This window comes from Cupriavidus basilensis (assembly GCF_000876015.1).
GTDB lineage: Bacteria > Pseudomonadota > Gammaproteobacteria > Burkholderiales > Burkholderiaceae > Cupriavidus > Cupriavidus basilensis_B.
This window is the reverse complement of the sequence record NZ_BBQM01000009.1, coordinates 72,650-96,768: the sequence shown is the minus strand read 5'-3', so window position 1 is coordinate 96,768 and position 24,119 is coordinate 72,650. Positions and strand designations below refer to the sequence as shown.

The window sequence follows — 24,119 nt, the reverse complement described above, 5'->3', positions numbered from 1 at the left end:
CGGCGGCGGCCGCACGATCATTGGCAAAGCGGCACCCCTGCCGCGCCAGGAGACGCCGCATGCGAATCGCGATACTGGAGGACGACCCGGCCCGGGCCTTGCGGCTGGAGCAGATGCTCGCGCTGGGCGGGCACGACACCGCGCGCTTCCGCGAAGGCCGCGCGCTGATGCAGGCGCTGCGCAGCGAGCCCTGCGCGTTGCTGCTGCTGGCGTGGGAGATTCCCGGCATCCCCGCGCGCGACGTGCTGCTGTGGATACGGCGCGCGCTGGGCGGGGCGCTGCCGGTGATGGTGCTGGGCGGGCGCGGCGGCGAGGCGCACATCGCCGAATGCATCGCGCTCGGCGCCGATGCCGTGGTGCCCGCGCCGGTGCGCGGCGCCGAGCTGGCGGCGCGCGTGCAGGCGCTGCTGCGGCGCGTGCCGGCGCCGCGGCGCGACCGGCTCGAACTCGGCCCCTACCGCTTCGCGCTGGACGAGCGGCGCGCCTTCGTCGGCGGCCGGCAGGTCAGGCTGTCGCCCAAGGAATTCGAGCTGGCGGTGCTGCTGTTCCGCCATGCCGGGCAACTGCTGCTGCGCCGGGCCGTCGAACTGGCGGTGTGGCGGTGCGCGATGCCGCGCGGCTCGCGCACGCTGGACAGCCACCTGTCGCGCCTGCGCGCCAAGCTGGCGCTGCAGCCGCGCAACGGCGTGCGGCTGTCGTCGGTATATGCGATCGGGTGCCGGCTCGACCTCGTTATGCCGGCGGTTGCGCCGGCTGACGCGCTGGCTGCCGCATCGGTCGTTGCGTCGGACGCCGCGCCAATCGCCGCGCCAATCGCCGCGTCCGAACCCGCCGATACACCCGCGGGCGCCGGCCGGCCGGAGCGCGGCAGCCGCAGCCGGGGCGGCGCCAGCGGGGCCGTCCGATGATCCGCGATGGCCGCTCAGTCGGCCTTGATGCCGGCTTCCTTGACGATGCGCGCGTTGTCGTCGTACTCGGCGCGGATCGCCGCGGCGAACTGCGCGGCGGTGCCGCCGGTGGGCACTTCGCCGCCCTTGAGCAGGCGCTCGCGCACCTCGGGCTCGGCCAGCGCCTTGTTCAGTTCGGCGTTGAGCCGGGCGATGATGGCCGGCGGCGTGCGCGCCGGCGCGAAGATGCCGAAGGTCGAGGTCAGGTTGGCCTTGGGGTAGCCGAGTTCGGCCAGCGTGGGCACGCCCGCCAGCGAGGCGATGCGCCTGGGCGCGCCCACCGCCAGCGCGCGCAGGCGGCCGGCCTCCATGTGCTGGGTCAGCATCGGGCTGGCGTTGGTGCTCATCACCTCGAACTGGCCGCCGAGCGCGTCGTTCATCTGCTGGCCGGCGCCCTTGTAGGGGATCAGTGTCAGGTCGGCATGGGCCTTGGACTTGACCTGCTCCAGCATGACGTGGCCGATCGTGCCGAGGCCCGAGGTGGCCCAGCGCACCGAACCGGGTCGGGTCTTGGCCTGCGCCAGCAGGTCCTGGAACGACTTGCCGGCGAAGCTCGGCGTGGCGACCACCAGCACCGGCGAGTACATCACGCTCATCACCGGCGCGATGTCGCGCTGCGGGTCGTAGTTGACGTGGCCCACGTGCGGGGTGAGCGTGAGCGGGCTGGTCGAGGCGAAGCCCAGCGTGTAGCCGTCCGGCGCGGCCTTGGCCACGGCGTCGATGCCGATGCTGCCGCCGGCGCCGGCCTTGTTCTCCACCACCACCGAGCCGCCCATCTGCGCCGACAGGCGCTCGCCGAGCGCGCGCGCCACGGCGTCGCTGATGCCGCCGGTGGGATAGGCCACGATCAGGCGGATCGGGCGCGAGGGGTAGGCATCGGCGGTGGCGGCGGCGGCGGGACCGGCAGACAGGCTCGCCGCGATGGCGGACGCGGCGGCGGCCAGCAGGGAAATTCGGCGGAAAGCGGGCATGGCGGACATGGCAGGCACGGCGGTGGCGGGACCGCGGAGAGGATGGAAAACGAAGGACCGATTCTAGCCGATCGCCGGCGCGCCACCGCGCGGGCCGGAGCCCGGTTCCGCGGGTTCCAGCGCGCACTCGGGCACCCACGACACGAACAGTTCGTTGGCGCGGTCGTACAGCCGCCACGTCGTGCCGCATTCGCGGCAGGTGAAGGTCAGCATGCTGAACGGCACGCCGGCGGCGCTCTGGCTCACCAGCGGCGCGGTGTGCTTGAGCGCCAGGCGCTCGTGCGGCTCGCGCCGGCGCGGATCGGCGGCCAGCGCGAGACAGTGCCCGCAGGCGGCGCGGATGGCGGGCGCGGGCTTGGGATGGGAAGGAGGCGCAACGGACGTCATGCCCGCCATGATGCCGCAAAAACGGGGCGGGTTTCATTTCCGCCGGGTCGACCTGTTGCAGGAGCGCTTCCGTGCGCCGGTTTCGCGTCTGTTCGGGGCTGGTTGGGGGCCTGTTCAGGGCCGGTTGGGAGCAGATTGGGAAGCGATTCCACCCCGGCCCCGCACGGCGGACCGGGTGCCGTGCCGGTGGCATCGGCATCGGCATCGGCATCGGTGTCGGTGTCGGTGTCGGTGTCGGTGTCAGCGGCAGCGGCAGCGGCAGCGGCACGCCGACCGTCGCCGCAACCGGCCCGGGCACGAAGCCTGCAAGCGGCACAGCCGTTCATCCGCGAGTCTGCCCGCACGCCGGCGCGCGCAATGGCGCGCCTGCTGCCCGCCGCCGCGTTCGCTACCCATACGGCGGCCCGCGCTGTTACCCTCTTCGCTTTTCACCCCGCTCATTCCGGAGACCACCCGCATGCCCCTGTCCATCCGCCCGCGCTCCGGCGCGTCCTTGCGCCGCCCGGCGGCCCGTGCTTCGCTGCGCCCCTCGCTGAGGCTCGCCGCCCTGCTCTGCGCCGGCGCCGCGCAAGCCGCCCAGGCCGCGCCGGTCGAGCCGGCCTACCAGTTGTCGCAGCAGGAAAAGCCGGCGCTGATCGCCACCCTCAAGGACCTGGTCTCGATCGAGTCGGGCAGCAAGGACATCGAGGGCCTGGACCGCATCGCCGCGCTGATCCGCGACCGCCTGGCCGCGCTCGGCGGCGAGGCGCAACTGATCGCGCCGGCCGACGTCTACCGCATGGAAGACACGCCCAAGGACGTGGGCAAGATGGTGATGGCCCAGTTCAAGGGCACCGGAAAACGCAACATCATGCTGATCGGCCACATGGACACGGTCTACCTGCGCGGCATGCTGGCGCAGCAGCCGTTCCGCGTCGACGGCGACCGCGCCTACGGCCTGGGCATCGCCGACGACAAGAACGGCGTGGCCGTGATCCTGCACACCGTGGCGATCCTGCAGAAGATGGGCTTCAAGGACTACGGCACGCTCACCGTGCTGATCAACGGCGACGAGGAAATCAGCTCGCCGGGCGCGCGCGCGATGTTGACCAAGATGGGCAGCCAGCAGGACGCGGTGTTCTCGTGCGAGGCCACGCGCGTGACCGGCGACCGGCTGTCGCTGGCCACCAGCGGCATCGGCGCGATCTCGCTGACCGTGCACGGCAAGTCCTCGCACGCGGGCAGCGCGCCCGAGCAGGGCCGCAACGCGCTGTACGAGCTCTCGCACCAGATCCTGCAGATGCGCGACCTGTCCAACCCGGACACCGGCCTCAAGGTGAACTGGACGATCTCGTCGGCCGGCACCAACCGCAACGTGATTCCCGCCATCGCCACCGCGCAGGCCGACGTGCGCGTGCTGCGCACGGCCGACTACGACGGCCTGGAGCACACGCTGCAGGAGCGCGTGAAGAAGCAGCTCATCCCCGATACCCGCGTCGAGGTGAAGTTCGAGCGCCGCCGCCCGCCGCTCGAAGTCACCGACGCGGCGCGCAAGCTGGCCGCGCACGCGCAGGGCGTGTACGGCGAGATCGGCGAGAAGCTGCTGGTCTACGACACCGCCGAAGGCGGCGGCACCGACGCGGCCTTCGCCGCCGCGGCGACCAAGGCGCCGGTGATCGAGCGCTTCGGCCTGCGCGGCTTCGGCGCGCACTCGAACGACGCCGAGTACGTCGACCTGAACTCGGTCACGCCGCGCCTGTACCTGCTCACGCGCATGATCATGGACGTGTCGCAGGACAAGACCGGGCGCTGAACCTCTCCGCCGGACCGGCCCGGGCCATGCGTCCGGGCTGGCACGTTTCTCGCCTATGGTGATTCACCAGGCGCGGGACAGGACAACCGGTGCGGCCGGGATACCGCCATCTCCTCACAGCACACGCCTCGCGCCTGGCGGGTCAGTGATCTGAATGGGAGATACCGTATGGCAAGCGCGGAACGCATCGTCGAGCTGTCCCATCACGTGGGCACAATCGCGGACAACAAGATCTCCAGCATTGCCGAGATCAACCGCGAAACCCGGTTCCTGGCGCTGAACGCGCTCATCGAAGCCGCGCGCGCCGGCGAGGCCGGCCGGGGCTTCAGCGTGGTGGCCAACCAGGTCAAGCACGTCTCGGAACGCATCTCCGGCATCACCGGCGAGCTCACCACGGAGCTGGGCGGCTCGATCGCCGAGCTGACGCAACTGGGCGACGCCATGATCCGCCAGATGCGCGGCCACCAGGGCCAGCGCCTGGCCGACCTGGCGCTGAACATGATCGACGTGATCGACCGCAACCTCTACGAGCGCTCCTGCGACGTGCGCTGGTGGGCCACCGACGCGGCCATCGTGGCCGCCGCGAGCCGGCCCGGCGACGGCGCGGCCGCCGCCTTCGCCAGCGAGCGCCTCGGCGTCATCCTCAACAGCTACACGGTATATCTCGATCTCTGGGTGATCGACGCGCAGGGCCGCGTCATCGCCAACGGCCGCCCGCGCAACTACCCGGGCGTGGCCGGGCGCGTCGTGCGCGGCGTGGACTGGTTCCAGCGCGCCATGGCGACCCGCTCCGGCGACGACTACGTCGCGCACGACATCACCGTCTCGCGCTTCCTCGACAACGCCAGCGTGGCCACCTACGCCACCGCGATCCGCGCCGGCGGCCGCGCGGACGGCGCGCCGCAGGGCGTGCTGGCGATCTTCTTCAACTGGGCGCCGCAGGCGCAGGCCGTGGTCGGCGGCGTGCGCCTGTCGGCCGAGGACTGGCAGCGCACCCGCTGCCTGCTGGTGGACGCGCAGCACCGCGTGATCGCCGCCTCCGACGGCGCCGGCGCGCTGGCCGAGACCTTCGCGCTGCAGGACCAGGGCAATCCCGCCGGCTGGTACGAGGCGCCCGACGGCGCGCTGGTGGCGTTCGCGCGCACGCCCGGCTACGAAACCTACGCCGGGCTGGGCTGGTATGGCGTGATCGTCCAGCAGCAGCAGCCCGGCCGCGCGGCGCGGCGCGCCTGAAAGCGGCGGGCGCCGGCGCGGCCGGCCACGCGCACCGCCGTGGTGCGCGCGGCATGCGCCGCCGCCATTGCGGTGCGCCTCACGCCACTTGCGAGTGCGCCGCGCCCGCGCCGGCGGAAGCTGGCCGGCGGATTTCCGGCGGGCTCCGGCTGCCGGATCGGTCCGGTTTCAGGTGGGCTTCGGGCCGCCGCCGGGCCGCGCTTTCGGGCCGCCGCCGGGCAAGCTTCAAACCCGTTTCAGGTCAGCTTCAGGCCGCTTTCCTGCGCCCGCCCAGGTCGGGCAGGAACACCGCCAGCAGGCCCAGCAGCGGCAGGAACGCGCACAGCTGGTAGACCATCTCGATGCCGTGCGCGTCGGCCAGCGTGCCCAGCACCGCGGCGCCGATGCCGCCCATGCCGAAGGCGAAGCCGAAGAACAGGCCCGACACCATGCCCACCTTGCCCGGGATCAGCTCCTGCGCGAACACCAGGATGGCCGAGAATGCCGAGGCCAGGATGAAGCCGATGATGAACGACAGCACGCCGGTCCAGAACAGGTTGGCGTGCGGCAGCATCAGCGTGAACGGCGCCACGCCGAGGATCGACGCCCAGATCACGCGCTTGCGGCCGATGCGGTCGCCGATCGGGCCGCCCAGGATGGTGCCGGCCGCCACCGCGAACAGGAACGCGAACAGGTAGATCTGCGAGCTCTGGCGGTCCAGGCCGAAGCGCTCCATCAGGTAGAACGTGTAGTAGGTGTTCAGGCTCGCCATGTAGAAATACTTGGAGAACACCAGCAGCATCAGCACGATCATGGCGCGCACCACGGTGCTGCGCGGCAGCGGCGAGACGGCGGCGGCGGCCTTGCGCTTGCGCGCGGTGTGGGCCAGCTCGCGGCCGTACCAGCCGCCGATCTGCCACAGCACGGCGATGGCCAGCAGCGCCGCCACCGAGAACCACGCCAGGCTGCTCTGCCGGTGCACGATCGCCGCGGCCAGCAGCGGGCCCGCCGCGCTGCCGGCGTTGCCGCCGACCTGGAAGATCGACTGCGCCAGCCCGTGCTGGCCGCCCGAGGCCATGCGCGCCACGCGCGACGACTCCGGATGGAAGATCGAGGAACCCGTGCCCACCAGCGCGGCCGCCACCAGCAGCACGCCGTAGGTCGGCGCCACCGACAGCAGCAGCAGCCCGCACAGCGTGAAGCCCATGCCGATCGGCAGCGACTTCGGCTTGGGATGCTTGTCGGTGTACAGGCCCACCACCGGCTGCAGCAGCGACGCCGTGATCTGGTACGTCAGCGTCAGCAGGCCGATCTGCGTGAAGCTGAGGTTGAAGCCGCCCTTGAGCATCGGATAGATGGCCAGGATCAGCGACTGGATCATGTCGTTGAGGAAATGCGAAAAGCTGATCGCCGACAGCACGCGGAAACCGGTCCGCTCGGCGGACTGCGTACTGTGGGAAGGCTGCGCCTGGCCCTGCGGCGAGGCGGTCGCGCCGCCTGGCGCGGTGTCGATGCGGCTGCTCATGATGGAGTCGGGGGCTGGAGAGACAACAAGATTGGGAATCTGGCAGCCATGCTAATTGGCGCGATGGCGCCTGTCCTGCGAGAATAGGGCCAGAACCTTGGAGAAAAGGACATGCCGCGCCGTCCCGCCACCGCAGCCGCCGCGGCTACCGCAGCCACGACCGCCGCTACTGCCGCTACCACCGCTACTGCCATTACCGCCACGACCGGCCAGCGCCGCCGCCCGGCCACCGCCCGCGCGCGCGCGGATGATGCGGATGGCGCGCCGGCCACGCCGCCGTCCGGCATGCCCGGCATGCCGCTCGCGCCGCCCGATCCCCTCGATCCGTCACACCGCCCTCCCCACCTCGCGCCGCACCTCGCACCACACCTCCCGGCCCACGCCGAGGACCGCGCCGACACCCACAGCGCCGCGCCGGCCTACCTGCGCTACGACCGCGGCCCCATGCCCGTCACCGCGATGGCGGCCGACTACCTGCCCGGCCATGTCACCAAGCCCCACCAGCATCCGCACGCGCAGCTGGTCCATGCCGTGCACGGCGTGATGGTGGTCGCCACCGCCGAGGGCCAGTGGATCGTGCCGCCCACGCGCGGCATGTGGATGCCGGGCGGCACCGTGCACTGGATCCGCATGGTCGGCCACGTGCGCATGCGCACCGCCTACATCCGCCCCGACGCCGCCGCCGACCTGCCCACGCGCTGCACCGTGCTCGGCATCAGCCCGCTGCTGCGCGAGCTGATCCTCGCCGCCATCGACATCCTGATTCCCTACAAGGCCGATTCGCGCGACGGGCGCCTGATGCGGCTGCTGCTGGACGAAGTGATGCTGGTGCCCACCCTGCCCCTGCACCTGCCGCGCCCGGCCGACGCCGGCCTGCGCCAGATCTGCGAGGCCATCGTCGGCGCGCCCGACACGGCGCTCACGCTGGCGCAGTGGGGCGAACGGCTCGGCATGGACCCCAAGACCATCCAGCGCCGTTTCGCGCGCGAGACCGGCATGACGTTCGGGCAGTGGCGCCAGCAGGCACGGCTGCTGGCCGCGCTTGAAGGGCTGGCCGCGGGGGCCAAGGTGGTGGACGTGGCGCTCGACCTCGGCTACGACAGCCCGAGCGCCTTCTCGACGATGTTCCGCAAGCAGTTCGGCGTGCCGCCGAGCGCTTTCTTCAGGTAGCTCCGGCACCGGCCGGGGATGCCTCGCCGCGTACCCGGGACTGCGTGCCCGAGCCTGCCTGCTTGGCCTGCCGCGTACCTGGCAGGCGCGCACGGCCGGCAAACTCTGGCCGGCGACAGCCGGACCGGCAGCCAAGATCCCGGACCGCGAACCCCGCCGCCAGACATTCCCGGCACGACGCCCGCAGGCCCGGCATGGCTGATGCAGGTACGGCCGTTAATAGCGAAATTCACGAAAACCCGCACGCCATGCCGGCGCGAAGACGTGCGCCGCGGCCGGGCGCGGACCGGCCCCGACGCCGCGCTGCCGCCATGTCATCGTCACTCCATCGCCGCGCCGTCGCCGCACTCCGGCGCGGCACCCGCGGGTCACGCCAGATACCGCTCCACCAGCCGCGTCCAATACGCCGCGCCGATCGTCAGGTTCTCGTCGTTGAAGTCGTAGCCGGCGTTGTGCAGCAGCGGCTGGCCGGTGCCGTTGCCCATGCGCACGAAGCAGCCCGGGCGCTGCTGCAGGAAGTAGGCGAAGTCCTCGCTGCCGGCGATCAGCGGGAAATGCCCCACCACCTTGTCCGGGCCGACCAGTTCCTCGGCCACCTGCCGGGCAAACTCGGTCTCGCGCTCGCTGTTGACCAGCACCGGGTAGCCGCGGATGTAGTCGATCTCCACGGTGGCGCCATAACCTTCCACGTGCGACGTCACCAGCCGCGTGATGCGCGCTTCCAGCGTGCGGCGCACGTCCGGGTTGAACGAGCGCACGCTCAGTTCGAGCTTGGCGCTTTCCGGGATCACGTTGGGCGCGTGGCCGGCGTGCAGCGTGCCGATGGTGACTACCGCGGTCTCGTTGGGGTCGACGTTGCGCGAGACCACGCTCTGCAGCGCCATCACCAGGCTGCCGGCGACCAGGATCGGGTCGATCGACTGGTGCGGGCGCGCGGCGTGGCCGCCCTTGCCGCGGATGGTGATGGCCACCGTATCGCAGGCGGCCATGAACGGCCCGCTGCGGAACATGAAGGTGCCGGTCTCCACGCCGGGATGGTTGTGCAGGCCGAAGATCGCGTCGCACGGGAAGCGCTCGAACAGGCCGTCGGCCAGCATGCGCTCGGCGCCGCCGCCCGCGCCGATTTCCTCGGCGGGCTGGAAGATCAGGTGCACGGTGCCGTTGAAATTGCGCGTGCGCGCAAGCTGGCGCGCGGCGCCCAGCAGCACGGTGGTGTGGCCGTCGTGCCCGCACGCATGCATCTTGCCGGCGTTGAGGCTGGCGTAGGGCAGGCCGGTGCGCTCGTGGATCGGCAGCGCGTCCATGTCGGCGCGCACGCCGACGGTGCGCGGGCTGTCGCCCTGGCGCAGGCGGCCGACCACGCCGGTGCCGCCGACGTGGCGCGTCACCTCGTAGCCCCAGCCTTCGAGCTGGCTGGCGACCAGCTCGGCGGTGCGCACTTCGTCGAAGGCGAGTTCCGGATGCTGGTGGATGCTGTGGCGGATGGCTTCGAGCTCGTCGCGGCTGTCGACGGTGTCGGCGAGTTCGCAGAAGCGGGCAACGCGGGCGGAGAAGACGGAAGGGCCGGAAGCGCAGCCGGAGGATGGACCGGAAGATGGGCTTGATTGCGGGCGGGAAAAAGCGGAATCGGGATCGGAGTCGGCGAGCAGTGACTCCATCAGTTCGGGGGCGTGTTCTGACATGGCGGGCTCGTGTTCGAGGCGTATAGAAAACAGTATTTCACGCTGGCCGGGGAGCGCAAACGGTTTAACCCTTTGTAGCGAAATCGCGCGGGAAGTGTTGCGAACGGGGGACGGTTTGCGCGCGCGGGGATCACAGGGGGAACTCGCGGCGGGGGATGGGATCACAAGCCGCCGTTTCCCGCGGCGGTTTTCCTGGGGATGGCCTGCCGCGTGGCTTGCCGGCATGAGGTGTCGCCGGCGGTACAGCTTCGATGCGGAGTGCTCCGTTTGCGTTGCGCGCGTGGCGTCATGCGGGTGCGGGGCGATGCGATCGCGGTGGCTTCGGCGGGCGCCGGCCCTCTCCCCCGGCCCCTGTCCCGCCGGGCGGGAGAGGGGAGAAAACCATGCGCCAAAGCAAAGCGCGGCAGCAAAGAAAAAAGCGGCCGATCGCTGGCCGCCCTTCCCTTCGCTTTTCCTTCGCTTTTCCTTCGCCGCCACTTCGCACGCACCGGCCGGTGCGTCGCCATCGCGATGACGCACCGGCCGGCGGCGTCACCCCTTGGCGTAGGCCACCACCGTCTGCGCCTGCTCGCCGAGGCCGTCGATGCCCAGGCGCATGCGGTCGCCGGCCTTGAGGTAGCGCGGCGGCTTGAAGCCCATGCCCACGCCCGGCGGCGTGCCGGTGCAGATCAGGTCGCCCGGGTGCAGCGTCATGAAGCGGCTGACGTAGCTCACCAGCGTGGCCACGTCGAACACCATCGTGGCGGTGCTGCCCTTCTGCACGCGCTCGCCGTTCACGTCCAGCCACAGGCCGAGCGCCTGCGGGTCGGCCACTTCGTCGCGCGTGACCAGCCACGGGCCGACCGGGCAGAAGGTGTCGCAGCCCTTGCCCTTGTCCCAGGTGCCGCCGCGCTCGATCTGGAATTCACGCTCGGAGACGTCGTTGACCACGCAGTAGCCGGCCACGTGCGAGAGCGCTTCCTCGCGCGAGACGTCGCGCGCGAGCTTGCCGATTACCACGCCCAGTTCCACTTCCCAGTCGGTCTTCACCGAGCCGCGCGGCAGCATCACCGCGTCGTCGGGGCCGTTGAGCGAGCTGTTGGCCTTGAGGAAGACGATGGGCTCGGCCGGCAGCGGCATGCCGGCCTCGGCGGCGTGGTCGGCGTAGTTCAGGCCGATCGCCACGATCTTGCCGATGCCGCTCCAGGGCACGCCGAAGCGCTCGCCCTGCACCACCGGCAGCGCGGCCGGGTCGAGCGCGGCCAGCTTCGCCAGCGCCCCGGCCGACAGTTGCTGCGGCCCCAGGCCGTCGATCACGCCCGACAGGTCGCGCACGCGGCCCTCGGCATCGATCAGTCCCGGGCGCTCGGCGCCGGGCTTGCCCACACGTACCAGTTTCATCGTTGTTTCTCCTTGGCTTGGCTTTGGTGACGGAACGGCCGGCGGACTTTCTTTTGGCTGCCCGCTTTCGGCTCACCGGCGCAGCATATCCGCATTGGCGGCGGCACGCTTATCCGTCCGCCTTATCGGTCCACTTTATCGGTCCACTTTATCGGTCCACCTCATTCGTCCGCCTGCCCGTCGAGCCGCACGTGCCCGGCGAGATGCGCGACCACGGTGGCGATGCGGCGCAGGTGGCGCGACTCGGGATGGGTCAGCAGCCACAGGTCGGTGTCGCATTCGTCGAGCGCTCCGGTGAGCTGCACCAGCCGGCCGCTGCGGCGCCCGATCATCAGCGAGATGATGCCGATGCCGAGTCCGCCTTCGATGACCTCCACCACGCCGGCGATGCTGTTGACGCGGTACTGCGGCGACACGCGCGGCAGGTGCCTGCGGCGCCAGCGCACCGAAGGATGGTCGGGCATGGCTTCGTCGGGCGCGGTCCAGGGCAGGGCGGCCAATGCCGCCGGCGTCACGCTGCCGCCGTCGCGCGGCGGCGCCACGCCCGCCGCGGCGAGCAGCTCGCGCGAGGCGAACACCGCCACGCGCAGCGGGCCGAGCCGCCGGCCGATCAGGTGGTCGGGCGGCTGCCGCGTGGCGCGCACGGCGATGTCGGCATCGCGCCGGGTCAGGCTGGCGAGTTCGTTGGTGGCGGTCAGCTCGAAGCTCAGGCCGGGATGGGCGCGCCCGAGCGGCGCCAGCGCCGGCAGCACCATGCCGTGCAGCACGGTGTCGGTGGTGGTGATGCGCACCAGCCCCGTGACCGTGCCCGCGCTCACCGACGCCTGCGCGCGCGCCGCTCCCAGCTCGGCCTCGATGCGCTCGGCGTGCTGGGCGAACTGCTGCGCCAGTTCGGTGGCGAGGTAGCCCGCGCGGCTGCGCTCGAACAGGCGCCGGCCCAGGCCTTTCTCGATGCGCTGCAGGGCGCGGAACACGGTGGAGGCGTCGAGCCCGAGCCGCCGCCCGGCCTCGGCCAGGGTCGCGCCGCGCACCAGCGCCAGCACGATGTCGAGATCCGGGGAGGTCAGTTGGTAGGGCATTGCAGATCCGCATTGATTGCTTGCAGCCGCGCGCATTGCGATTGCATATCCGCAATCCTAGACTGCCCGCACGCCCGTCACAAGCCGTGGCGGCAAACCCCGAAGCCTCCAAGAGGAATCATCCCGATGAAGCTCTACTACACCCCCGGCGCCTGCTCGCTCGCCGTCCATATCGCGCTGTGCGAAGCGGGCCTGCCGTTCACGCTGGCCAAGGTGGACCTCGCCACCCACACGCTGGCCGAGGCCGAGAACGGCAGCACCGATTTCTACGCGGTCAGCCCGCGCGGCTACGTGCCGATGCTGCAACTGGACGACGGCTCGCGCCACACCGAGGCCGCCTCGCTGCTGCAGTACGTGGCCGACCTCGCGCCCGCCGCCGCGCTGCTGCCGCCGGCCGGCACGGTGGCGCGGCTGGAGGCGGTGGGCTGGCTCACGCTGGTCTCCACCGAGCTGCACAAGGTGTTCAGCCCGTGGCTGTGGCACAAGGAAACCGCCGAGAGCACGCGCGAGGCGTGCAAGGCCAAGGTGGCGCTGCGCTTCGCCGAGCTCGACCGCCACCTCGCCACGCGCGACTACCTGGCCGGCGACCGCTTCGGCGTGGCGGATGCGTACGGCTTCGCCATCGTCAACTGGGCCACGATCCTGCGCATGCCGCTGAACCCGTATCCGGCGCTGCAGGCCTACCTGTCGCGCGTGGCGGCGCGGCCCCGCGTGCGCGAGGCGCTGGTGGCCGAAGGGCTGGCGCGCGATTGAGCGGGACCGGGCGCGGCCGGCGCGGCTGGACACGGTTGAGTGCGACCGAGCGCGATCGAGCGCAATCGATGGCGCGGCCGGACGCGAGCGGGGCGGACCGGCGCCGGTCCCGCGGACGGCCCGGCGTCAGGCGCGCGCCGCGGGCATGGGCGGCAGCCGGTAGTCGTCCTGGCTCAGCAGGTCCAGCCCGCACGCCAGCGTGGCCACCCAGTCGATGAACTGCGTCACCATCGCCTTGCCGCGGAACGACGGGCCGTGCTGCGGCACGATCCACTCGATGTCGAGCCCGCGCGCCATGTTGGCCCACAGCCGGCACGCGCGGTTGCCGCTCATGTAGCGCTGGTGGAAGGGCAGCATGGCGCGCGTGTGGGCATCGAAATCGCGCACCGTTTCGCTGGCCTCGCTCGCGCTGGTCAGGGCCGCGCCGAGGTCGCCCGAGAACAGGATCTTGCTGACCGGGTCGTAGAACTGGAAGTTGCCTTCCGAGTGCAGGAAGTGCGCCGGCACCGCCAGCAGCGTGCTCTGGCCGAGCGCGATCGGCATGCCGGCGTCGGGGATGGAGATGATGCGCCCCTCGGTGCGGCCGGCCTGGCAGAAATGCGGCAGGAAGCGCGCCCACACGCGCGAGATCGCGATGCGGCTGTCGGAGGCGGAGAGCCAGCGCCCGACCGAGGCGACGATGTCCGGATCGGCGTGCGAGGCGAGCACGTAGTCGAGCTGCTTGGGCGGGAAGTAGCGGCCGATGGCGAGGTACAGCTCGCTGTAGGTCATCTGCCCGCCGGGGTCGATCAGCGCGCCGTGGCCGTGGTCCACCACCAGGAACTGGTTGGTCTGCACCACCTCGCCGTGCTCTTCCTCGACCAGGTCGGAAAACATCAGGCAGGTGTGTCCGCCGGCGTCGTACAGCGTGATGGCCATCGCTCTTGTCTCTCCCCAAAGCGGCGAAAGTAGCGACGGCGGCGCGGTGGCGGCTTGACGCGGATCAAGGAACGGTGGAATCGGGTGCCGAATCCGGCGCCGGATCGGGTATGGCGCCCGCCGCCGGCGCGCCGGCGGCGGGCGGCCGGCTAGCGCGTGGCGTTCAGCAACTGCTCGATCTTGCCGACGAACTGCTTGTCGTCCGGCTTGGTCGCGCTGTTGAAGCTGCCCGCCACCTCGCCGTTGCGGTCGATCAGGTACTTGTAGAAATTCCACTTCGGCGTGGTGCCGGACGCCTTCGCCAGCAGCGCGTACATAGGATTGGCCTCGCTGCCGCGCACGTGCGACTTGCCCAGCATCGGGAACTTGACGCCGTAGGTGTTGTAGCAGAAGTCCGCGATCTCCTTGGACGAGCCCGGCTCCTGCGAGAAGTCGTTGGACGGGAAGCCCAGCACCACCAGGCCGCGCTCGCGGTACTTGGCGTAGAGCGCCTCCAGCCCTTCGTACTGCGGGGTGAAGCCGCAGTAGCTGGCGGTGTTGACCACCAGCACCACCTTGCCGGCGTACTGGCACAGGTTCTGCGGCGCCTCGTCCTGCAGGCGCGGAAACTTGAAATTGAGCGCGGCCGGGCAGGCGCCCGCGGGCTGGGCCGCGGGCGTGGGCGCATCGGCGGCGCGCGCCGGGCGCGGCGTCACGACGGCGGCGGCCGCGGCGAGCGCCAGCGCGCCGGCCAGCGCGGCGGTCGATACGGTGGTCGAACGCAGCGCGCGCGGGCGCTGGGCGGGAAGACGGCGCATGGAGGGCACTCCGGGATCAGGGTGAGCGTAGTTTACGCCGACCCGCGGGCAACGATGCGCCGGGCCCCTCAATCCATCGCCAGCGCGGCGCCGTGCTCGGTCACGCTGCTGCGCAGCTCCGCGTCCGGCATGCGCCGCACGATCGCCAGCGCCAGCAGCGCGGCCAGCGCGCCACCGGCGAAGATCAGCCGGAAGCCGGTCTCCACGCCGCCGGTGAGCGTGTCGCGCACCGCCGGCGAGAGCCGCGCCAGCGTCTCGCTGCCGTGGCGCAGCGCGCCCAGGTCCAGCGCCTGCGTCACGCCCGAGGCATGCAGCGCGTTGTGGAAGGCCAGCGTCAGCAGCGTGCCCGCCAGCGCGCCGCCGAAGGCGCTGCCCAGCGAGCGCAGCACCAGCAGCGCGCCGGTGCCGGCGCCGGTATCGCGGCGCTCGAGCACGTTCTGCACGCTCATCAGCGTGCCGACCATCGTCATGCCCAGGCCCACGCCGGCCACCGTCATGGCCAGCAGCTCCAGCGCCACCGGCGTGCCGGGCGAGACCGCCACCAGCCCCAGCAGGCCCAGCGCGGCGGCGATGAAGCCGCCGGTCAGGATGCCGCGCATGCGCCCCAGCCGCGGCGCCAGCCCGGCCACCACGAAGTTGCCGGCCACCGTGGACAGCAGGAACGGCACCACCAGCAGGCCCGACTGCGCCGCGCCGGCGCCGCGCACCAGCTGGAAATGCAGCGGCAGCGCGAAGATGCACAGGAAGATGTTGAGCGCCGCCATCGCCGACGCGGCCACGCCCAGCACGTAGGCGCGGTTGCCGAACAGGCGCGGCGGCAGCATCGGGTCCGCCGCGCGGCGCTCCTGCCAGACCAGCCCGGCCAGCGCGGCCACCGCCAGCAGCGCCAGCCCGGCGATCTGCGGCGACACCCAGTCGTAGACGTCGCCGCCCCAGCTCATCGCCAGCAGGAAGGCCACGATCGACACCGTGAGCAGCAGCGCGCCGCCCCAGTCCACGCGCGCCGCGCCGCCGCGCGCCTGCAGCTGGCTCAGGCCGCGGTGGCACATGAACATCGCCAGCACGCCGAGCGGCACGTTGATCCAGAACAGCCAGCGCCACGAGAGGTGGTCCGAGGTCCAGCCGCCCACCAGCGGGCCGGCGATCGACGCCACCGCCCACACCGTGGCGAGGTAGCCCTGGTAGCGCCCGCGCTGGCGCGGCGCCACCACGTCGGCGATGGCCGCCTGCGCGAGCGACATCAAACCGCCGCCGCCGATGCCCTGCAAGGCGCGGAACAGGATCAGCTGCTCCAGCGACGCGGCCATCGCGCAGGCCACCGAGGCCAGGATGAACAGGGCGATGGCCAGCATCAGCAGGCGCCGCCGGCCGTAGCTGTCGGACAGCTTGCCGTACAGCGGCGTGGATACCGTGGAGGTGATCAGGTAGGCCGTGACGATCCACGACAGGTGCCCGAAGCCGTTCAGGTCGTTGGCGATGGCGGGCACCGCCGGGATGACCACGGTCTGGTCGAGCGAGGCAAGCAGGATGCAGAGGATGATGCCGCCGATCACGCGCATGATGTCCTGGTGGCTCAGGGCGGGCGTGGCGGGGGCGGAAGCGGAGGCTGGCATCGGGGCGGGCGGGAACGCGTAGGCCGGACGGCCGCCCGCGGCGAACCGCCGGCAACGTGTGGCGTTTGCCGGCGTACAGCAGCGAACATGGCCGCAACAGGGAGTTCAGCCGAGCTAGTGCGTACCCGGTGCTGCGCTTGCGCGCGGCGGGCCGGCCTAATTCAGCGAACGCATAATTATATGCGGATACTGAATATCAAGTGCAAGGCTAACTCGGTTTGCGCGCTTGCGCGGAGGGCCGCCGCGGCGCGTTGCCGGACGTTGGCGTGTTTTGGGGGCTTGCCGCGGCACGGTTGCGCATCGTTGCGCACCGTTGCGCGCGATTGCGCATGACCGCGGACGGAACGCGGCGTGCCGGATTCAGCGGGGGAAGTGTCGCGCGCGACCCGCGGCCGCCGTCCGGACGGACGTCGGCTGCGGGTCGGCGAGGGCGGCGCTACGGGTGCACGCTGCCGGTGATGTAGTGCTCGAGCTGCTCGATGATGAATTTCTGCTCGGAGATGATGTCCTTCACGAGGTCGCCGATGGACAGCATGCCGATCAGCTTGTCGCCGTCCATCACGGGCAGGTGGCGCAGGCGGTGCTGGGTCATCAGCGCCATGCATTCGTCGGTGCTCTGCTCGGCGCGCACGTAGATGACCGCCGAGGTCATGATGTCGCGCACGAAGGTCTCGCGCGAGGTGCGCTGCATCAGGATCACCTTGCGCGCGTAGTCGCGCTCGCTGAGGATGCCGACGATGTCGCCCTGCGCGATCACCAGCAGCGCGCCGATGCCCTTTTCCGCCATCAGCTGCAGCGCGGCATACACCGTGGCGCCGGGCGTGATGCTGTAGATAGCCTGGGTCGGCTTGGATTCCAGAACCTGCCGTGCGGTTTTCATCACCCACTCCTTGTTCCGTCCGAAGGATTTGCAGCCTCGATTTGCCACCGCCCGCGCGCCGGCGGGTGCGTCGGGCCACGCGCGCAAGTCTTGCGCGGCGCGGCCCGGCGCTTTCAGATTAGCACTCGCGGCGCGCGTCTTACAGGGTGACGCCCACGAATCTTTGTAAAAACGCTTCAGACCAGAATGCAGGGAAATGAACAACGGCGGCGGCCCGCGCCGGCATGGTGCGCGGCGGGTAACGGCAGCAGCAACGCCGGCGGCTTACTCCGCGCTTTGCAGGTAGCGCAGGCGCGCTTCTTCCTCGAGGCGCACGTCCTCGACTTCCTGCAGCACCGCGTCCACGTCCACGGGCGTGTCGTCGACCGCCACCTGGCCGCTCAGCGCGATGCCGGGATGCAGCAGGCCGGCCTGGTAGAGCGCCCAGATTTCCTTGCCGTAGCGCGTGCCGTTGAGTTGCGGCGCGAACTGGCCGAAGTAGAAGGCGAGGTTGTCCACGTCGCGCTCGAGCATGGCGCTGGCGTCGTTGTTGCCGGCGGCGTCCACCGCCTGCGGCAGGTCGATGATGACCGGGCCTTCGGCATCGACCAGGATGTTGAACTCGGACAGGTCGCCGTGCACCACGCCAGCGCACAGCATGCGCACCACCTGGCCGAGCAGCGCGTCGTGGAAGGCCAGCGCCGTGGCCTCGTCCAGCGCCACGTCGTTCAGGCGCGGCGCGGCATTGCCGGCGGCGTCCACCACCAGCTCCATCAGCAGCACGCCCTCGAAGCACAGGTAGGGCGTGGGCACGCGCACGCCGGCGGCGGCCAGGCGGTACAGCGCGTCCACCTCGGCGTTGTGCCAGGCTTCCTCGGCCACCTTGCGGCCGTAGCGCGAGCCTTTTTCCATCGCGCGCGCCTGCCGGCTGTTCTTGACCTTGCGCCCTTCCTGGTAGGTCGCGGCCTGGCGGAAGCTGCGCTGCGCCGCGTCCTTGTAGACCTTGGCGCAGCGGATCTCGCCGCCGCAGCGCACCACGTAGACGGTGGCTTCCTTGCCGCTCATGAGCTGGCGCATCACTTCGTCGACCAGGCCTTCCTCGACCAGCGGCTGCAGCCGCTTCGGCGTCTTCATCGGGCGCGGCCCCGCGGCAGCCGGCGCGCCGCCCTCACTCGGTCAGCATGCGCACTTTCACGCGCTTGCCCTTGACCTTGCCATCGTTGAGCTTGCGCACGGCCTCGCGGCCGATGCCGCGCGCCACCGCCACGTAGGTGGACATCTCCATCACATTGATCTTGCCGATCTGCTCCTTGGCGTAGCCGGCCTCGCCGGTGAGCGCGCCGAGGATGTCGCCGGGGCGCATCTTCTCCTTGCGCCCGCCGAGGATCTGCAGCGTGACCATCGGCGGCAGCAGGCGCTCGCTGCTGGCCGGCGCCAGCGCGGACAGCGGCTGCCATTCCATCTCCACGCCGAGCTGCTGCTCGATGTTGCCCACGCGGCCCATCTCGTTCATGCTGGCCAGGCTCAGCGCCATGCCGTCCTGGTCGGCGCGGCCGGTGCGGCCGATGCGGTGGACGTAGACCTCGGGGTCGGGCGTGACGTCGACGTTGATGACCGCCTCCAGCTGCGCGATGTCGAGGCCGCGCGCGGCCACGTCGGTGGCCACCAGCACCGAGCAGCTGCGGTTGGCGAACTGCACCAGCACCTGGTCGCGCTCGCGCTGCTCCAGCTCGCCGTGCAGCGCCAGCGCCTCGAAGCCCTGCGCGCGCAGCAGCTCCACCAGGTCGCGGCAGCGCGCCTTGGTGTTGCAGAACGCCAGCGTGCTGACCGGGCGGTAGTGGTTGAGCAGCAGCGCCACCGCGTTCAGGCGCTGGCCTTCCTCGACCTCGTAGAAGCGCTGGCGGATCTTGCTGTCGTCGTGCTGCTCCTTGAGCTTGATCTCGTGCGGCTTGCGCAGGAACTGCTGGCTCAGCCGCGCGATGCCCTCGGGATAGGTGGCCGAGAACAGCAGCGTCTGGCGTTCCTTGGGGCACTGGCGCGCCACGTGCGCGATGTCGTCGAAGAAGCCCATGTCGAGCATGCGGTCGGCTTCGTCGAGCACCAGCGTGTTGAGCCCGTCGAGCACCAGCGTGCCGCGCTCCAGGTGATCCATGATGCGCCCCGGCGTGCCCACGGCGATATGTGCGCCATGCGCCAGGCTGTCGACCTGCGGGCGCATCGGCGTGCCGCCGCACAGCGTCAGGATCTTGATGTTCTCCTCGGCGCGCGCCAGGCGGCGGATCTCCTGCGTGACCTGGTCGGCCAGCTCGCGCGTGGGGCACAGCACCAGCGCCTGCACGTCGAAGCGGCGCGCGTCGAGCCGGTTGAGCAGCGCCAGCGCGAACGCGGCGGTCTTGCCGCTGCCGGTCTTGGCCTGCGCGATCAGATCCTGGCCGGCCAGCGCCACCGGCAGGCTGGCGGCCTGGATCGGCGTCATGGTCTGGTAGCCGAGCTGCTCGAGCGTCGCCAGCGTGGCGGGCGAAAGGGGCAACCGGGAGAAAGAGGCGCCGGCGGCAGACGCCGCGGCGGATTCGGGGCTTGAGTTCATGCCGGATTATAGCGGGCTGGCGCCCGCCCTCATTTGGCTGCGCCGCGGGCCTTGGCGGCGGTCTTGGTAGTGGTCCTGACGGTGGTCTTGATTGCGGTCCCGGTGACGACTTCGGTACCGGTCTTGCCGCCGGCCTTGCCGCCTTCGTCCCACGGCGGCGGCGCCCATCCCAGGCGCGCCAGCAGCGCGCCGGCCGCCGCGGGCGCGCGCTCCTTGGCGCCGTTGATGAAGAAGACGAAGACCTCGCCCCCGCGCGCGGCCGCGGCCTTGCCTTCCACGCGCGGCAGGTCTTCGGGCGCGCCGCCCGCGGCCCAGGCCTGCACGCGGGCGCGCCACGCATCGAGGTCCGCCGGCGCGTAGCCGGTCCCGATCTTCTCGCTGCTGCACATCAGCCGCGCGTAGACGAAGTCGGCGGTGAGGTCGGCGAACGACGGGAACTTCGGCGAATCGGTAAACACCGTGGCGGCCTTGTACTTGCGCGCGAGCCTGAGATAGTCCGGCGTCATGAAGCTGTCGTGCCGCACGTCGAGCACGTGGCGCAGCCTGCGGCCTTCCACCGCATCGGGCAGCAGCGCGAGGAAGGCCTCGAAGTCCTCCGCCTCGAACGGTTTCGTCGGCGCGAACTGCCACACCACGGGGCCGAGCTTGTCGCCCAGCTCGGCGATGCCGCTGTCCAGGAAGCGCTCGACCGACTCGCCCGCCTCGGCCAGCACGCGGCGGTTGGTGGCGAAGCGCGAGGCCTTGAGCGAGAACACGAAATCGTCGGGCGTCTCGTCGCGCCACCTGGCGAACGAGGTGCGCTTCTGCGTGCCGTGATAGGTGCTGTTGATCTCGATGGCGGTGAGGTGGCGGCTGGCGTATTCGAGCTCCCGGCTCTGCACCAGCTTCGCCGGATAGAAGCTGCCGCGCCACGGCGCGAAGTTCCAGCCGCCGATGCCGACGCGGGCGCTCTGGACGCTCTGTGCGGCCGCCGCCGCGTTCTTTTTCCCGGCACTGGTTCCAGCCATGCGCGCGCATCCTTGTCAGAAAGGCAAAGCAAGAAGAAAGAAAAACCGGAAAGCGGATTCAGCAGAAACGCAGGCAGTGCACCGGCGGCAGATGCGCCGTCAGCAGCTTCCAGTGCTCGCCGCCATTCTCCGACATCCACAGGCTGCCGGTGGTGGAACCCAGCGCCAGGCATTCGCCGCTATTGTCCACCGCCAGCCCGTGGCGGTCGACCACGTCGTAGGCCGGCGCGGCGGGCAGGCCGTCGTCGCAGGGCTCGAAGCTGCGCCCGCCGTCGCGCGTGCGGCTGACCGCCAGCCGGCCGTCCACGGGCACGCGGCAGTGGTCGGCGGCCAGCGGCACGAACCACGCCGTGTTGGGCCGATGCGGATGCGCCGCCACCGTCAGGCCGAAGCCCGCCGTGCCCAGCATGCCCGCCGTGCCCGCGCGCAGGCGCTGCCACGTCATGCCCGCGTCGCCGGAGCGGAACATGCCGCCGCGGTGCTGCACCCACATGGCATGCGCGTGTCCCGCGCACTGCACCAGCCGCAGCGGGTCCTGGTGCTGGCCGTGCTCGTCGCGCGACGGCGCCATGCCGGTGACGGTGCGGACCCAGCTGATGCCGCTGTCCCGCGTCTGCCACACGCCGCCGCACGACACCGCGATGGTGACGTGGCGGCTGTCGTGCGGATCCACGCAGACCGAGTGGATGCCCGGCACCTCGCAGCCGTGGCCGGCCCACGCGCGGCGCTCGGGACGTTCCCACAGCGGCCGGTTCAGCGCCCAGTTGCCGCCTTCGTCGGCCGAGCGGAACAGGCCGCCCGGCATGGTGCCCGCCCACAGCGCGCCGGGGTCGTCCGGCCCGCCCGCCTCGAGCACCCAGATGCGCTGCAGCGCGAGCCCGCCCGGCCCGGCGCCCGACACCAGTTGCGGCGGGTAGGCCGGCAGGCCGCAGCCGTCCCAGTCCGCGTCGCGCGGCCGGCGCCGCCACAGCCGCACGCCGCGCCCGCGCCCAAGTGCCGCATAGAGCGTGCCGCTGCGCGGATCGGCCAGCGCCGCGCTCACCGGCGCGCCGAGGAAATGCACGGCCGCCTGCCGCCAGCCGCCCGCGCCGTCGCGCCGCCACATGAACAGGCCCTTGCCGGTGCCAACGAGAAGCTGGTCGCTCATGCCGGACTCCTGTACTAGAGCCGGCACATGGCCGGCGGCGGGGCCGATCCTTAGCAGTCTAGGAAATTCTGCCGGGAATGCGCGCGGGATCGCGCCCTGGCGGTACTCGGAGTGTTGTGGCGGATGCGCGGCAAGGCAGGGGGTGGTTTGCGCGCCGCGCTGATGAACGGGGGCTCGCGCGTGGGGCGGGTGGCGACTTCGTGGGGGTGCCGGCCCTCTCCCGCGGGCGGGAGAGGGGAGCAAACCGTTCGGCATTTGCCGTGCGTCGCCGGCATTGTCGGAAATGCCGGCAATGCCGGCGATCGCGCTACGGATTCAGCGTCGACAGCGACTTGCCCGCGGCGTACAGCGCCTTCACTTCGGTGGCATCGAGCACGCGCGACCAGAAGGCGAGGTCGTTGTACTCGGGCGCGACCGCCGTCGGCGCGGTGTAGCCGGGATAGGCGGTGCCGGTGGTGTCCTCGTTGAGCACCAGGCGCGTGTCGCGCAGGTTGGCCATCGTCAGCGTGCCGAGGTTCATGGCGGTGCTGCGCACGCCCAGCACCGGGTCGGCGATATAGGCGGTGGCGGTCTTGGCCACGGTGTCGACGGTCAGCGCGACATACACCCACTGGTTGGCGGTGAAGCCCATGAACGCATCGGCGCGGCGCGAGCCGTCGCCGAAGTTGAAGGTCATGGTGCCGGCCGAGGACTGCCCGATGATGAAGCCGCGGTTGGCGCCCGAATTCCAGTCCTTGTTGGTCAGCACCGGCAGCCACGCCTGCTGCGCGTCCGACTTGTACCAGAAGCCGACCGAGAACTGCGGCTGCAGCGGCACGTCGCTCGGCAGGTCGTAGCTGGTCCTGTCCGGGTCGATCGCCAGCGACCTGCCGCCGAAGCCGTCGTCGCCGGACAGCGGCGCCGGCGCCGGGGTCTCCAGCGCGCGCAGCGCGTCGGCGCTGCGAGTGTCGGCCAGGCCGGTGTCGAACGAGAAGAAGTGCATCAGGCGGTCGAGCAGCGTGGCCGGCAGCACGATCGGCGGCACGTAGGCGATGGCCGCGCGGTAGGCGAGCGGCACCGCGCCGGCCATCACCACGTAGTCGAAGCGGTAGGTGCCTTCGGGCTTGCCGGCCAGGCCGACGTCGGCATCGACATAACCGGTGGCGTCGCCGGCGAGCGTAGCCACCTTGACGCCGTCGCGGTAGATCTCGATCCGCGCGGGCGGCGCGGCGTCCGGCGCCAGCTTCCAGCTCAGGCTGACGCTGCCGGCGTCGCGCCCGGCGCTGGCGCGCAACTGCTGCACGCCGGGCGTGCCGAGCAGCGACTGGCCCTCGATCGCGTACTGCGCGGCGACCGGCGCCACGCCGAGAAAGTCCAGCACCGTGGGCGTCACGTCGGCGATGCCCGGGCGCGTGTAGAGGTCGGCCCTGGAGGCCGGCATCGCGTCCCTGGCCGAGGCGGCGAAGACGGCGTTGCCGGCGCGGTTCAGGCCGATGAAGCTGGTGTCGTCGATGGCCGCGGCATCCGGCGCGTAGTCCTTCGCGCGCATCGGGCGGCTGGTGGTGGCAACCACCAGCCAGTCCTCGCCGGGACGGGCGGTGCTGCTGGCCTGCAGCGCCGCCATCAGCCGGCCCACTTGCTGGTCCAGCGTGGCGAGGGCGCGGCGGTAGTCGCTGTCCAGGCCGCCGGCGGCCTGCGCCGGCGCGTGGAAGTTGGCCACCACCACGCCATAGTCGCGGTCGGCCACGGCGCGCAGCGCGGCGTCGGTCACGCAGGCGTCCACGCCGGCACAGTCCACCAGGCTGTCGATGCGGCTGGCCCAGGCGTCGGCGCCCAGCTGCTGCGCGAGCGTGCTCCAGCCCGCGGCCACGGCGATCTTGCCGCCCGCGCGCGCCTGCCGCAGCCGCGCGAACAGCGTGTCGGCGCGCAGCAGCTGCCCGCCCTGGTCGGTGGTGATGCCGTGCCGGTTGGCCCAGGTGCCGGTGAGCAGGGTGGCCCAGCCGGGGCCGGCCAGCGCTTCCTGCTGCGTGACCGTGCCGCTGACGCCGCCGGTATAGGCCGGCCCCAGCGTCAGTTGCGCCAGCGCCGGCGCCTGCTGCTGCGCCAGCGCGGCGCGCAGCTCGGGATAGTTCACGCCGTCCATGCCGATCAGCAGCACGCGGCGCGTGCCGGCGGCGGGCGGCGCGTCCGCGGGCGGCAGCGCGCCGGCGGCCGGGGCCGTGCCGTCGCCGCCGCAGGCGGCCAGCAGCATGGCCAGCGCCAGCGCGCCGGCCGCGAGAGTGCGCATGGCGCGCGTTCCGATTTTGCTCATGAC

20 protein-coding genes are annotated in these 24,119 nt (G+C 71.5%); 5 read left to right on the top strand and 15 right to left on the bottom strand.

Translation table 11 applies throughout. The features are described 5' to 3' along the window. Positions 1–59 precede the first annotated feature (59 nt). Positions 60–908: a response regulator transcription factor gene (locus tag KF708C_RS05725; protein ID WP_059411037.1), complete on the top strand. Its 849-nt coding sequence runs from the start codon at positions 60–62 to the stop codon at positions 906–908. 14 nt (positions 909–922) lie between these two features. Here KF708C_RS05725 and KF708C_RS05720 read toward each other — a convergent pair whose 3' ends face one another. Together KF708C_RS05720 and KF708C_RS05715 are read right to left on the bottom strand one after the other, a co-directional pair. Continuing rightward, positions 923–1,918 carry a Bug family tripartite tricarboxylate transporter substrate binding protein gene (locus KF708C_RS05720; protein WP_059411057.1) on the bottom strand — a complete coding sequence of 332 codons (996 nt, stop codon included), beginning with the start codon at positions 1,916–1,918 and terminating at the stop codon, positions 923–925. A gap of 63 nt (positions 1,919–1,981) precedes the next feature. After that, on the bottom strand, positions 1,982–2,314 hold the full coding sequence (locus KF708C_RS05715) for a hypothetical protein (RefSeq protein ID WP_020204640.1): 333 nt from the start codon (positions 2,312–2,314) through the stop codon (positions 1,982–1,984). A 448-nt stretch (positions 2,315–2,762) separates the two neighbouring features. Here KF708C_RS05715 and KF708C_RS05710 point away from each other — a divergent pair, with 448 nt between their 5' ends. Both KF708C_RS05710 and KF708C_RS05705 read left to right on the top strand, forming a co-directional pair. Continuing rightward, complete coding sequence (locus KF708C_RS05710) at positions 2,763–4,097, top strand: M20/M25/M40 family metallo-hydrolase (protein WP_020204641.1); 1,335 nt, start codon at positions 2,763–2,765, stop codon at positions 4,095–4,097. A 168-nt stretch (positions 4,098–4,265) separates the two neighbouring features. After that, complete coding sequence (locus KF708C_RS05705) at positions 4,266–5,330, top strand: methyl-accepting chemotaxis protein (protein ID WP_059411035.1); 1,065 nt, start codon at positions 4,266–4,268, stop codon at positions 5,328–5,330. Between the two features lie 247 nt (positions 5,331–5,577). On the opposite strand, the gene KF708C_RS05700 is transcribed toward KF708C_RS05705, so the two are convergent. Continuing rightward, the gene (locus tag KF708C_RS05700) at positions 5,578–6,834 is read right to left on the bottom strand and encodes an MFS transporter (protein ID WP_020204643.1); all 1,257 of its coding nucleotides are present in this window, start codon (positions 6,832–6,834) and stop codon (positions 5,578–5,580) included. Between the two features lie 285 nt (positions 6,835–7,119). On the opposite strand from KF708C_RS05700, the gene KF708C_RS05695 reads away from it, so the two are divergent. Next, the gene (locus tag KF708C_RS05695; RefSeq protein ID WP_059411055.1) at positions 7,120–8,004 is read left to right on the top strand and encodes an AraC family transcriptional regulator; all 885 of its coding nucleotides are present in this window, start codon (positions 7,120–7,122) and stop codon (positions 8,002–8,004) included. Positions 8,005–8,372: 368 nt separating this feature from the next. Here KF708C_RS05695 and KF708C_RS05690 read toward each other — a convergent pair whose 3' ends face one another. From KF708C_RS05690 to KF708C_RS05680, 3 genes are all read right to left on the bottom strand, one after another. Continuing rightward, the gene (locus KF708C_RS05690) at positions 8,373–9,686 is read right to left on the bottom strand and encodes a M20 aminoacylase family protein (protein WP_029043944.1); all 1,314 of its coding nucleotides are present in this window, start codon (positions 9,684–9,686) and stop codon (positions 8,373–8,375) included. Between the two features lie 531 nt (positions 9,687–10,217). Beyond that, entirely contained in the window at positions 10,218–11,066 is an 849-nt protein-coding gene (locus tag KF708C_RS05685) for a fumarylacetoacetate hydrolase family protein (RefSeq protein ID WP_059411033.1), read from the bottom strand. 161 nt (positions 11,067–11,227) lie between these two features. Further along, a complete protein-coding gene (locus tag KF708C_RS05680) occupies positions 11,228–12,145 on the bottom strand; it encodes a LysR family transcriptional regulator (protein ID WP_059411031.1) in 918 nt (305 codons plus the stop codon). 126 nt (positions 12,146–12,271) lie between these two features. Here KF708C_RS05680 and gstA point away from each other — a divergent pair, with 126 nt between their 5' ends. After that, on the top strand, positions 12,272–12,898 hold the full coding sequence (gene gstA, locus KF708C_RS05675; RefSeq protein WP_059411029.1) for a glutathione transferase GstA: 627 nt from the start codon (positions 12,272–12,274) through the stop codon (positions 12,896–12,898). 126 nt (positions 12,899–13,024) lie between these two features. On the opposite strand, the gene KF708C_RS05670 is transcribed toward gstA, so the two are convergent. The 9 genes from KF708C_RS05670 to KF708C_RS05630 form a co-directional block, all read right to left on the bottom strand. Beyond that, positions 13,025–13,816 (bottom strand): MBL fold metallo-hydrolase, encoded by a 792-nt coding sequence (locus tag KF708C_RS05670; RefSeq protein ID WP_020204649.1) that lies wholly within the window; start codon positions 13,814–13,816, stop codon positions 13,025–13,027. Between the two features lie 149 nt (positions 13,817–13,965). Then, positions 13,966–14,613 carry a glutathione peroxidase gene (locus KF708C_RS05665; protein ID WP_059411025.1) on the bottom strand — a complete coding sequence of 216 codons (648 nt, stop codon included), beginning with the start codon at positions 14,611–14,613 and terminating at the stop codon, positions 13,966–13,968. A 68-nt stretch (positions 14,614–14,681) separates the two neighbouring features. Beyond that, positions 14,682–16,172: an MDR family MFS transporter gene (locus tag KF708C_RS05660; RefSeq protein WP_082079444.1), complete on the bottom strand. Its 1,491-nt coding sequence runs from the start codon at positions 16,170–16,172 to the stop codon at positions 14,682–14,684. A gap of 490 nt (positions 16,173–16,662) precedes the next feature. Next, positions 16,663–17,106, bottom strand: a complete 444-nt coding sequence (locus KF708C_RS05655; RefSeq protein ID WP_020204655.1) for a CBS domain-containing protein — start codon at positions 17,104–17,106, stop codon at positions 16,663–16,665. 264 nt (positions 17,107–17,370) lie between these two features. After that, positions 17,371–18,219 carry a PA4780 family RIO1-like protein kinase gene (locus tag KF708C_RS05650; RefSeq protein WP_020204656.1) on the bottom strand — a complete coding sequence of 283 codons (849 nt, stop codon included), beginning with the start codon at positions 18,217–18,219 and terminating at the stop codon, positions 17,371–17,373. Positions 18,220–18,253: 34 nt separating this feature from the next. Further along, positions 18,254–19,672 (bottom strand): ATP-dependent RNA helicase DbpA, encoded by a 1,419-nt coding sequence (dbpA, locus tag KF708C_RS05645; RefSeq protein ID WP_059411021.1) that lies wholly within the window; start codon positions 19,670–19,672, stop codon positions 18,254–18,256. 29 nt (positions 19,673–19,701) lie between these two features. Continuing rightward, positions 19,702–20,679, bottom strand: a complete 978-nt coding sequence (locus KF708C_RS05640; RefSeq protein WP_059411018.1) for a DUF72 domain-containing protein — start codon at positions 20,677–20,679, stop codon at positions 19,702–19,704. Positions 20,680–20,737: 58 nt separating this feature from the next. Beyond that, on the bottom strand, positions 20,738–21,826 hold the full coding sequence (locus tag KF708C_RS05635; protein WP_059411017.1) for a WD40/YVTN/BNR-like repeat-containing protein: 1,089 nt from the start codon (positions 21,824–21,826) through the stop codon (positions 20,738–20,740). 307 nt (positions 21,827–22,133) lie between these two features. After that, positions 22,134–24,116 carry a LamG-like jellyroll fold domain-containing protein gene (locus KF708C_RS05630; RefSeq protein WP_059411016.1) on the bottom strand — a complete coding sequence of 661 codons (1,983 nt, stop codon included), beginning with the start codon at positions 24,114–24,116 and terminating at the stop codon, positions 22,134–22,136. Between the last annotated feature and the right edge of the window lie 3 nt (positions 24,117–24,119).